Here is an 11,029-nt window from a genome sequence, read left to right as displayed (position 1 = left end):
CGCGCGGCCGAAGAGCGACGGAAGAGCGAGGGAAGAGCGGCCGAAGATCCGCGTACGGCGTGTGTCCGGCGGCCCGCACGGCCAGGATGGGGGCATGGGATTCCACGTCGACTCCGAGGCCGGGCGGCTCCGCCGGGTCGTACTGCACCGGCCCGATCTGGAGCTGAAGCGGCTCACTCCGAGCAACAAGGACGCACTGCTCTTCGACGACGTGCTCTGGGTGCGCCGCGCCCGGCAGGAGCACGACGGGTTCGCGGACGTGCTGCGCGACCGGGGGGTGGAGGTCCATCTCTTCGGCGATCTGCTGCGCGAGTCGTTGGAGATCCCGGAAGCCAGGAAGCTCGTGCTCGACCGGGTCTTCGACGAGAAGGAGTACGGCCCGCTCGCCACCGACCATCTGCGGACCGCCTTCGACGAACTGCCCACCGCCGCCCTGGTGGAGGCACTGGTCGGCGGGATGACCAAACGCGAGTTCCTGGCGGGCCATTCGGAGCCGACGTCGGTGCGGTTCCATGTGATGGATCTGGACGACTTCCTGCTCCAGCCGCTGCCGAACCACCTCTTCACCCGTGACACCTCCGCCTGGATCTACGACGGCGTCGCCATCAACGCGATGCGCTGGCCGGCCCGTCAGCGCGAGACGGTGCACTTCGAGGCGATCTACAAGCACCATCCGCTCTTCGTCGGCCCGGAGGCGGGCCCGTTCCACCACTGGTCGGAGGGACAGGACGACTACCCGTCCACGATCGAGGGCGGCGACGTGCTGGTGCTCGGCAACGGCGCGGTGCTCATCGGGATGAGCGAGCGCACGACTCCCCAGGCAGTGGAGATGCTGGCCCGCGGCCTGTTCGCGGCCGGGTCCGCCCGCACGATCGTCGCCCTCGACATGCCGAAGCGGCGGGCCTTCATGCACCTGGACACGGTCATGACGATGGTCGACGGCGACACCTTCACCAAGTACGCGGGCCTCGGCATGCTCCGCTCGTACACCATCGAACCGGCCGAGGGCGGGGGGCTGAAGGTCAGCGATCATCCGCCGGAGCGGATGCACGACGCGATAGCGGCCGCGATCGGCCTCAAGGAAGTCCGGGTGCTGACCGCCACGCAGGACGTGCACGCGGCCGAGCGCGAGCAGTGGGACGACGGCTGCAACGTCCTGGCCGTGGAACCGGGCGTGGTCGTGGCCTACGAGCGCAATGTGACCACCAACACCCACCTGCGCAAGCAGGGCATCGAGGTCATCGAGATCCCCGGCAGCGAACTGGGCAGGGGCCGTGGCGGTCCGCGTTGCATGAGCTGTCCCGTCGAACGGGACGCTGTATAGCGATGCAGGGGATCGTATAGAGTTCCACTGTCACCGCATCCGCCACGCAGGAGCAGCCATCATGGCGATACATCTCGAAGGCCGCCACTTCCTCAAGGAGCTCGATTTCACCGCCGAGGAGTTCCGCGGTCTGATCGACCTGGCCGCCGAGCTCAAGGCGGCCAAGCGCTCGGGCGCCGAGGTGCAGCGGCTGCGCGGCCGCAACATCGTGCTGATCTTCGAGAAGTCGTCGACCCGCACCCGCTGCTCCTTCGAGGTGGCGGCCGCGGACCAGGGTGCGTCGACGACCTACCTGGACCCGTCGGGCTCCCACATCGGCAGCAAGGAGTCCGCCAGGGACACCGCCCGGGTGCTCGGCCGGATGTTCGACGCCATCGAGTTCCGCGGCGACGGCCAGCATGTCGTGGAGGAGCTCGCCGCCCACGCGGGCGTGCCGGTCTACAACGGCCTCACCGACGACTGGCACCCCACCCAGATGCTCGCCGACGTCCTCACCATGAAGGAGCACAGCGACAAGCCGCTGGAAGAGCTCTCCTTCGCCTACCTCGGGGACGCCCGCTTCAACATGGGCAACTCCTACCTGGTCACCGGCGCCCTGCTCGGCATGGACGTCCGGATCGTCGCGCCGAAGGCGTACTGGCCGGCCGAGGAGGTCGTCGCGCAGGCGCGCGAGGCCGCCGCCGCGAGCGGCGCCACGATCACGCTCACCGAGGACGTCGCGGAGGGTGTGCGGGGCGCCGACTTCGTCGCCACCGACGTCTGGGTGTCGATGGGTGAGCCCAAGGAGGTCTGGGACGAGCGGATCAAGGCGCTGGCCCCCTATGCGGTGACCATGGACGTGCTGCGCGCCACCGGCAACCCGCGGGTGAAGTTCCTGCACTGCCTGCCCGCCTTCCACGACCTGGGCACCACGGTGGCCCGGGAGATCCACGAGCGGCACGGGCTGACGGAGCTGGAGGTCAGCGACGAGGTCTTCGAGTCGGAGCACTCGGTGGTCTTCGACGAGGCCGAGAACCGGATGCACACGATCAAGGCCGTCATGGTGGCCACGCTGACGGGTGTCACGGCCGCCGGGAGCAAGGCATCCGTATAGTCATACACCCAATTGGGTGATCATGCGTACAGCGGGCTAGTATGTCCGTCATCAGTGGGGTCCGGGCTCGCACGCCCGGACCCCACTCGTGCGTCCCGTACGCGCGGCCCCCCACTCGTGCGTCCCGCCCGGCCCCCGCCCGTGTGCCCGCGCGCGACCGACTCACCGAACCACCGAACCACCGAACCACCGAACCACCGAAGAAGAGAACGGCCCCCCATGCGTATCAAGAGCCCGGCCCAGCTTGTAGCCGATTCCGGCGCCGACCTCGAGGGACACGGCCTCCGCCGGACCATGGGGCTCTTCCAGCTCGTGTGCTTCGGCGTCGGGGCCATCGTCGGCACCGGTATCTTCGTCGGCCTGTCCGACTCCGTCTCCGAGGCCGGGCCCGCGGTCGTCGTCTCCTTCGCGCTCGCCGCGATCACCTGCGTCTTCACCGCCTTCTCCTTCGCGGAGCTGGGCAGCGCGATCCCGGTGTCCGGCAGCTCGTACTCCTTCGCCTACGCCACCCTCGGCGAGCGCACCGCCTTCCTCGTCGGGTGGTGCCTGCTCCTCGAGTACGGCGTCTCCGCCTCCGCGGTCGCCGTCGGCTGGGGCCAGTACCTGAACGAACTGCTCCACAGCCTCACCGGCCTCTCGCTGCCGGCGGCGCTCTCCGCCCCGCCCGGTGACGGCGGCGTCGTCAACATTCCCGCTGTCGTCGTGATGGTCCTCGCGGCGCTGCTCCTGGCCCGCGGCGTGCGGGAGAGTGCCCGTGCCACCGCCGTCATGGCCGTGGTCAAGATCGCGATCCTGGTGCTCTTCTGCGCGATCGCGTTCACCGCGTACACCTCGGACAACCTCTCGCCGTTCTCGCCGCACCACCTGGCGGGCATCACGTCGGGCGCGTCCCTCGCCTTCTTCTCGTACATCGGCTTCGACGCGATCACCACGGCGGGTGAGGAGGTCAAGAACCCCCGGCGCAACATCCCGCTCGCGATCATGATCTGCATCGGTGTCGTCACGCTTCTCTACTGCCTGGTCGCCCTCGCCGCCATCGGTGCGATGTCCGCGGACGACGTCGCCGACCGGCCCGCGGCCCTGTCGCTGATCGTGAACGACGTCACCGGCTCCACGGTGGGCGGCGGCGTGATCGCCTTCGGCGCGCTGGTCGCCATCGCCTCCGTCGTCCTGGCCGTGATGTACGGCCAGACCCGGATCCTGCTGTCCATGTCCCGCGACGGCCTCGTCCCGCGGGTCTTCGAGCGCGTCTCCCCGAAGACGTCCACCCCGGTCGCCGGCACCTGGATCGTCGCCGCCACCTTCGCCGTCCCCGCGGCCGTCGTGCCGCTCGACGTGGTGATGAACCTGACGACCATCGGCACGCTCGCCGTCATGGCCGTCGTCAACGTGGCCGTCATCGCGCTGCGCCGCCGCTACCCGGACACCGAGACCCGGTTCCGTGTGCCGTTCCACCCGGTCACCCCGGCGCTCGGCGTCGCCTGCTGTCTGTATCTGATGTGGGGCACCGGCCGGGCGACCTGGCTCCAGTTCTCCGTGTTCCTGCTGGCCGGAGCGGTCGTCTACGCGCTCTACGGCCGCCGGAACTCCCGTCTCGCGGCCGGCCCGCGGCAGGCCGGGACCGAGCCGAAGCCGCTCGTCGACGCGTAGCGCCGCGCCCCCGGACCGGATCAGGCCGACGCCGGGAGGGTGAACCAGACCGCCTTGCCGCGTGCCGTGGGCCGATGACCGCACGCGGCGCTCAGTGCCCGGATCAGGAGCAGGCCGCGGCCGTGCTCCTGCCAGGGATCCGGCTGCGGCAGCGGCGCCGACGGCGACAGCCCGTGGGGCGGCGTCGGGTCGTGGTCGTGGACCTCGACCTGGCAGCCCTTGGGCAGCAGCTCCACCACGAGCTCTATGGGGGAACCGCCGGTGGTGTGCTCCACGGCGTTCGCGACCAGCTCGGCCGTGAGCAGCTCCGCGGTGTCGCGGTCGGGCGGTGCGGGGTGGTCGCCGCCCGCCAGCGCCGCACGCACGAGCGCGCGGGCGATGGGCACGGCTGCCGTGGTGTGCGGCAGCGCGACACGCCATGAGGCGGAATCGGTTGCTGGGGACAAGGCGGGCTTTCCGTTCGGTGGCAGTTGCTGATCACGACCCTACGAAGTCGAGGACGCCGGACCGGGGGCGCGTACGCGGTCGGGCCGGCACCTGTGCCACAACCGGTACGGGACTTTCGCGGAGTCGCAACACTCGTATCGCGTACTCATGACGGAAGTCACGAATGAGTGATAGCTTCGAAAGTCAGAGGCAGCGCAGCAGACCGCCCGTGCCGAGGGAGGCCCCACTCCATGAGCCCCTTTACCGGTTCCGTGCCACGTACGCAGGAGTGGCGTCATCTGCGGCTGACGAGGAAGGACGGCGTCGCGACCGTCACCCTCGCCCGCCCGGAGAAGCTCAACGCCCTCACCTTCGGCGCCTACGCCGACCTGCGCGACCTGCTCGCCGAGCTGTCACGGGAGCGCTCGGTGCGTGCCCTCGTGCTCGCCGGCGAAGGACGCGGGTTCTGCTCCGGCGGGGACGTCGACGAGATCATCGGCGCCACCCTGTCCATGGACACCGCCCAGCTCCTCGACTTCAACCGGATGACGGGCCAGGTCGTACGGGCGGTGCGGGAGTGCCCCTTCCCCGTGATCGCCGCGGTGCACGGCGTGGCGGCGGGAGCGGGCGCGGTGCTGGCGCTGGCCGCGGACTTCCGGGTCGCGGACCCGACCGCGCGGTTCGCGTTCCTCTTCACCAAGGTGGGGCTCTCCGGCGGTGACATGGGCGCGGCCTATCTGCTGCCCCGCGTCGTCGGCCTCGGCCACGCGACCCGTCTGCTCATGCTGGGCGAGCCGGTCCGCGCACCGGAGGCCGAGCGCATCGGCCTGATCAGTGAACTGACCGACGAAGGCCAGGCGGACGCCAGGGCCGCCGAGCTCGCCCGTCACCTCGCGGACGGCCCGGCACTGGCGTACGCCCAGACGAAGGCGCTGCTGACGGCAGAGCTCGACATGCCGCTCGCGGCGTCGGTCGAGCTGGACGCGGCGACGCAGGCGCTGCTGATGAACGGCGACGACTACGCCGAGTTCCACGCGGCCTTCACCGAGAAGCGGCCGCCCAAGTGGCAGGGCCGCTGACATGGCCTCCCTGACGCCGCCCCCTGCCGCGCCCACCCCGCCTGCCGCGCCCGCACCCCCTGCCGCGCCCGCACCGTCTGCCGCCGGCCCCGACCGGTCCACGGCCCCGGCCACCGAGGCCCGGCCGGCACGGGACGCACGGCCTCTGCGGATCGCCGTCATCGGCGGCGGGCCCGGCGGGCTGTACGCGGCCGTGCTGCTCAAGCGGCTCGATCCCGCGCGCGAGATCACCGTCTGGGAACGCAACGCCCCCGACGACACGTTCGGCTTCGGCGTCGTGCTGTCCGACGAGACCCTCGGTGGGATCGAGCACGCCGACCCCACCGTCCACCGCTCCCTCCAGCGCGAGTTCGTACGCTGGGACGACATCGACATCGGCCACCGCGGGCAGACCCTGACCTCCGGCGGGCACGGTTTCGCCGCCCTCGGCCGCCGCAGGCTCCTCGAGATCCTCCACGAACGCTGTGAATCCCTCGGTGTACGCCTGCGGTTCCGTACCCCGGCACCGCCCGCCGCCGAACTCGCCGCTGACCACGATCTCGTCATCGCCGCGGACGGCGTCCACAGCGCCACCCGCGAGGCGCACGCCGACGTCTTCGAGCCGCACGTCACCACCCACCGCTGCCGCTACATCTGGCTCGCAGCCGACTTCGCCTTCGACTCCTTCCGGTTCGAGATCGCCGAGACCGAGCACGGCGTGATGCAACTGCACGGCTATCCCTTCTCCCGCCCGTCACCCGACCACCCCTCAACGAGGCCCTTCGGGCCGCGATACCCGTTCGGTGCCTCCACCGTCATCGTCGAGATGCGCGAGGAGGTCTGGCGTGCCGCCGGCTTCGACACCTGCGACGAGCAGCAGTCGACCGAACGCTGCGCCAAGGTCTTCGCCGAGGTCCTCGGCGGCAGGCCGCTGCGCGGCAACTCCTCCACCTGGACCGCCTTCCGCACCGTCGTCAACGAGCGCTGGTCCCACGGCAACATCGTGCTCCTCGGCGACGCCGCGCACACCGCCCACTTCTCCATCGGCTCCGGAACCAAACTCGCCGTCGAGGACGCCCTCGCCCTCGCCGCCTGCGTCGAGGAGCAGCCCGACCTGCCCGCCGCGCTCGCCGCCTACGAGACCGAACGCCGCCCGGTCGTCGAGTCCACCCAGCGCGCCGCCGCCGCCAGTCTGCGCTGGTTCGAGGAGCTGGCCGTCCACACCGACCAGCCGCCGCGCCAGTTCGCGTTCAACCTCCTCACCCGCAGCCGCCGCGTCACCCACGACAACCTGCGGCTGCGTGACGCCGCCTTCACCGACGCGGTCGAGCGGGACTTCGGCTGCCCGCCGGACACGCCGCCCATGTTCACCCCCTTCCGCCTGCGCGGGCTGACCCTGCGCAACCGTGTCGTCGTCTCGCCGATGGACATGTACGTCGCCGAGGACGGCATGCCCGGCGACTTCCACCTCGTCCACCTCGGCGCCCGCGCCCTCGGCGGGGCCGGCCTGGTCATGACCGAGATGGTGTGCGTCAGCCCGGAGGGCCGGATCACCCCCGGATGCACCGGTCTCTACACGAGCGAGCAGGCGGCCGCCTGGCGGCGCGTCACCGACTTCGTCCACCACCGGGCGCCCGGCACCGCGATCGGCGTCCAGCTCGGCCACTCCGGCCGCAAGGGCTCCACCCGGGTCATGTGGGAAGGCATAGACCAGCCGCTGGCGACCGGCAACTGGCCGGTGTCCGCCGCCTCCCCGCTCCCGTACCGGCCGGGGGTCAACCAGGTCCCGCACGCCCTCGACCGCACGGGTCTCGACGAGATCAGGCAGCAGTTCACCGCCGCCGCCCGGCGCGCCGCCCGCAGCGGTTTCGACCTCCTCGAACTCCACTGCGCCCACGGCTATCTGCTGTCGGGGTTCCTCTCGCCGCTGACCAACATGCGTCAGGACGCGTACGGGGGCTCCCTCGAGAACCGGCTCCGCTTCCCGCTCGAGGTGTTCGACGCCGTGCGCGGGGTCTGGCCGGAGGACCGGCCCATGACGGTCCGGATCTCGGCCACCGACTGGGCCGACGGCGGGACGACGGCACAGGACGCCGTCGCCGTCGCCCGTGCCTTCGCCGCCCACGGCGCCGACGCCATCGACGTCTCCACCGGCCAGGTCGTCGCCGACGAACGCCCCGAATACGGCCGCTCGTACCAGACCCCGTACGCCGACCGGATCCGCAACGAGGCGCACGTCCCGGTGATCGCCGTCGGCGCGATCTCCTCCTGGGACGACGTCAACTCGATCCTGCTGGCCGGCCGTGCCGACCTCTGCGCCCTGGCCCGACCGCACCTGTACGACCCGAACTGGACGCTCCACGCGGCGGCCGACCAGAACTACACCGGTGACGGGGCGCCCTGGCCGCTCCCGTACCGCGCGGGCAGCCGCAAGCCGCCCACGGGCCGCACGGACGCGCCGAAACCGAGGCTCACCCTCGGCTGAGGCACTCGTGGCACAGGCACGGATCGGGATGCGGGCCACCGTGGTACGAGGCGCGCTGCTCGACGGCGATCCGCTCGAGCAGCGCCGCGTACTCGACGGCCTCCTCCTCGGTCCGCACCGGCCACCACGTGACCTGGGCGTACCGTCGCAGCACGGCCGGCGTGTACAGCAACTTGGCGCGGAAGCCGTGCAGATGGCGGGTGGCCGTGTCGATGGTGATCCAGCGGCCGGTGTGCCGGCCGCGCCCGATGGTGGTCAGCTGCTCGTGCCCCATGCCGACGTAGGCGGACGCGACGAACACCTTCGCCCCGCCCCGGTACGCCTTCGTGCCGGGCCGCAGCTCCTGCCCGAGGTCCCCGTAACGCCGCCACAGCACGACGTTCGCGGCCACCGCCCAGACGGGTTCGAGCTCCTCGCTCACGGCCGCGTTTCACCGGTCACGAACGCCGCCCCCGCGTCCCGCAGCCGTGCGTGCAGCCGTCCGAAGACCTCCGCGGAGCGCCCGCCCGGCCAGCCCTGGGGCAGCAGTTCCTCCGGCAGACCGGGGTCGGCGTAGGGCAGCCGCCGCCACGAGTCCAGCGCCGGCAGGTAGTCCCGGTAGGCGGCCTCCGCGGGGGTGTCCTCGCGGGCGTCCCAGGAACGCAGCACGGGTTCGTGCCGGTCGAGGAAGTCCTCGTGCTGCTTGGCGATCGCCGCCAGGTCCCACCAGCGGGAGACCGCCTCCGCCGTCGCCGCGAAACCGAGGTGCTCACCGCGGAACAGGTCGACGTACGTGTCGAGTCGGAGCCGCCGCAGGGTGTGCCGGGTCTCCTCGCAGAGCCGGGCGGGGGCGATCCACACCCCGGGTGCGGCGGCCCCGAAGCCGAGTCTGACCAGCCGCGAGCGCAGCAGGTGGCGCTTGTGCCGCTCGGCCTCCGGCACGGAGAAGACGGCGATGACCCAGCCGTCGGACAGATCGGCGGAGGAGGGGGCGTAGATCCGCCGGTCCCCGTCGTCGAGCAGCTGCCGGGCGTCCGCGGACAGCGCGTAACCCGCCGCGCCCTCCGGCGTGCGCTCCGGCACGAGCAGCCCGCGCCGTTTGAGCCGGGAGACGGAGGAGCGCACGGACGGCGCGTCGACGCCCAGCGCGCCCAGCAGGCGGATCAACTCCGCCACGGGGAGCGGACCCGGCCGTTCGCGTCCGTACGCGCCGTACAGGGTGACGATCAGGGATCTGGGGGTGTGCTGCTCGGCCACGTGATCACTCTAGAGCTCGCAGCCGGTAGCGCTGCAGCTTGCCGGTCGGTGTGCGGGGCAGAGCGTCCAGGAAGACGATCTCCCGCGGGCACTTGAACGGCGTCAGCCGCTCCTTCACGAAGTCCCGCAGGGCGTCGGCCGTCGCCTCACCGGTCGCGGCGCCCTCCCGCAGCACGACGTACGCCACGGCGATCTGGCCCCGCAGTTCGTCGGGCCGGCCGACGACCGCCGCCTCCGCGACGTCCGGATGGTGCAGCAGCGCGTCCTCCACCTCGGGGCCGGCGATGTTGTACCCGGCCGAGATGATCATGTCGTCGGCGCGGGCGACGTAGCGGAACCAGCCGTCGGGTTCGCGGACGTAGGTGTCGCCGGTGAGATTCCAGCCGTCCCGCACGTACTGGGTCTGCCGCGGGTCGGCCAGATAGCGGCAGCCCACCGGGCCGCGTACGGCCAGCAGCCCCGGCTCGCCGTCCGGCACCGGCCTGCCCTCGCCGTCCACCACCCGCGCCTGCCACCCGGGCACCGGGACCCCGGTGGTGCCCGGCCTGATCGCCCCGTCCGCGGCGGAGATGAAGATGTGCAGCAGCTCGGTCGCCCCGATGCCGTTGATGATCCGCAGCCCGGTCCGCTCCAGCCAGGCCTGCCAGGTCGCGGCGGGCAGGTTCTCCCCGGCCGACACGCAGCGCCGCAGCGACCGGGTGTCGTGGGAGTCGAACTGGTCGAGCATCACGCGGTAGGCGGTCGGCGCGGTGAACAGCACCGACACCCGGTGCTCCGCGATCGCGGGCAGCAGCTGACCAGGCCCGGCCTGTTCCAGCAGCAGTGCGCAGGCCCCGGCCCGCATGGGGAAGACGACGAGCCCGCCGAGCCCGAAGGTGAAGCCGAGCGGCGGACTGCCGGCGAACACGTCGTCGGGTTCGGGCCGCAGCACGTGGGCGGAGAACGTGTCGGCGATCGCCAGCACGTCCCGGTGGAAGTGCATGCAGCCCTTGGGGCGGCCGGTGGTGCCCGACGTGAAGGCGATGAGCGCGACGTCGTCGGCCGCCGTCCGCACCGGTTCGTAGGGTTCCGGCCCGGCCGCGGCGGCCAGACCCAGCAGGTCGTCGGGCGCGTCACCGCCGTAGGTGGTGATCCGCAGCCCCGGCACCTCCGCCTTGACCAGCTCGTCGACCGTCCGCACGTCGCACAGGGCGTGGCCGACCGAGGCGATCTCGCACACCGTGGCCAGTTCCCCGGCCCGGTGCTGGGCCAGCACGGTCACCGCCACGGCGCCCGCCTTCATCACGGCGAGCCAGCACGCGGCGAGGTGCGGTGTCGTCGGCCCGCGCAGCAGCACCCGGTTGCCGGGGACGACCCCGAGCTCCGTGGTGAGGACGTGGGCGATCCGGTCCACCCGCTCACGCAGGTGCCCGTACGACCAGACCTCTCCCGCGCCGGAACGGAAGACGGGGCGGTCCGCGCCGAAGCGCTCGATCGTGCGGTCGAGCAGCTCCTCGCCGCAGTTGAGCCGGTCCGGGTACCGCAGCTCCGGCAGCTCGAAGAGGAGCTTCGGCCACTGGCCGGCGGGCGGCAGGCGGTCGCGCGTGAAGGTGTCGAGGTGGGCCGAGGGTGTCAGCTCCATGGTTCGCCCCCTGTCGGGTCGGCGTCGCCAAACGAGCGTATCGTGATAGTGACGACAGTCAACAGTTCGCGATACCGTGCTTTTCGAGGGCGCCCGGCAGGGCCGTCCCCGGCTGTCCGCGGACCGTCCAGGCCGT

9 protein-coding genes are annotated in these 11,029 nt (G+C 71.8%); 5 read left to right on the top strand and 4 right to left on the bottom strand.

Going from position 1 to position 11,029, the window contains the following annotated elements; translation table 11 throughout:
* Nucleotides 1-94 precede the first annotated feature (94 nt).
* From SPRI_RS09010 to SPRI_RS09000, 3 genes are all read left to right on the top strand, one after another.
* Nucleotides 95-1,324 carry an arginine deiminase gene (locus SPRI_RS09010; RefSeq protein WP_005310599.1) on the top strand — a complete coding sequence of 410 codons (1,230 nt, stop codon included), beginning with the start codon at nt 95-97 and terminating at the stop codon, nt 1,322-1,324.
* 61 nt (nt 1,325-1,385) lie between these two features.
* Nucleotides 1,386-2,417 (top strand): ornithine carbamoyltransferase, encoded by a 1,032-nt coding sequence (gene argF, locus SPRI_RS09005; protein ID WP_005310598.1) that lies wholly within the window; start codon nt 1,386-1,388, stop codon nt 2,415-2,417.
* A gap of 219 nt (nt 2,418-2,636) precedes the next feature.
* A complete protein-coding gene (locus tag SPRI_RS09000; protein ID WP_005310597.1) occupies nt 2,637-4,067 on the top strand; it encodes an amino acid permease in 1,431 nt (476 codons plus the stop codon).
* Between the two features lie 20 nt (nt 4,068-4,087).
* Here the strand turns inward: SPRI_RS09000 and SPRI_RS08995 are convergent, their stop codons facing one another.
* On the bottom strand, nt 4,088-4,513 hold the full coding sequence (locus SPRI_RS08995) for an ATP-binding protein (RefSeq protein WP_005310596.1): 426 nt from the start codon (nt 4,511-4,513) through the stop codon (nt 4,088-4,090).
* A gap of 231 nt (nt 4,514-4,744) precedes the next feature.
* Between SPRI_RS08995 and SPRI_RS08990 the strand changes: the two genes are divergently transcribed.
* Both SPRI_RS08990 and SPRI_RS08985 read left to right on the top strand, forming a co-directional pair.
* Nucleotides 4,745-5,572: an enoyl-CoA hydratase family protein gene (locus tag SPRI_RS08990; RefSeq protein ID WP_005310594.1), complete on the top strand. Its 828-nt coding sequence runs from the start codon at nt 4,745-4,747 to the stop codon at nt 5,570-5,572.
* A gap of 1 nt (nt 5,573) precedes the next feature.
* Nucleotides 5,574-8,036 carry a bifunctional salicylyl-CoA 5-hydroxylase/oxidoreductase gene (locus tag SPRI_RS08985; RefSeq protein ID WP_078535223.1) on the top strand — a complete coding sequence of 821 codons (2,463 nt, stop codon included), beginning with the start codon at nt 5,574-5,576 and terminating at the stop codon, nt 8,034-8,036.
* On the opposite strand, the gene SPRI_RS08980 is transcribed toward SPRI_RS08985, so the two are convergent.
* The 3 genes from SPRI_RS08980 to SPRI_RS08970 are packed head-to-tail and all read right to left on the bottom strand — an operon-like array spanning nt 8,023 to nt 10,893.
* Nucleotides 8,023-8,457: a hypothetical protein gene (locus SPRI_RS08980; RefSeq protein WP_005310589.1), complete on the bottom strand. Its 435-nt coding sequence runs from the start codon at nt 8,455-8,457 to the stop codon at nt 8,023-8,025. The genes SPRI_RS08985 and SPRI_RS08980 overlap by 14 nt on opposite strands.
* Complete coding sequence (locus tag SPRI_RS08975; RefSeq protein ID WP_005310587.1) at nt 8,454-9,272, bottom strand: PaaX family transcriptional regulator; 819 nt, start codon at nt 9,270-9,272, stop codon at nt 8,454-8,456. Before SPRI_RS08975 ends, SPRI_RS08980 begins: the two co-directional genes overlap by 4 nt.
* A 4-nt stretch (nt 9,273-9,276) precedes the next feature.
* Entirely contained in the window at nt 9,277-10,893 is a 1,617-nt protein-coding gene (locus tag SPRI_RS08970) for an AMP-binding protein (RefSeq protein WP_005310585.1), read from the bottom strand.
* Nucleotides 10,894-11,029: the final 136 nt, after the last annotated feature.

It is taken from the genome of Streptomyces pristinaespiralis (assembly GCF_001278075.1).
Lineage (GTDB): Bacteria > Actinomycetota > Actinomycetes > Streptomycetales > Streptomycetaceae > Streptomyces > Streptomyces pristinaespiralis.
Note: the sequence above shows the minus strand (reverse complement) of the source record. Positions and strands in the feature narration are given on the sequence as shown.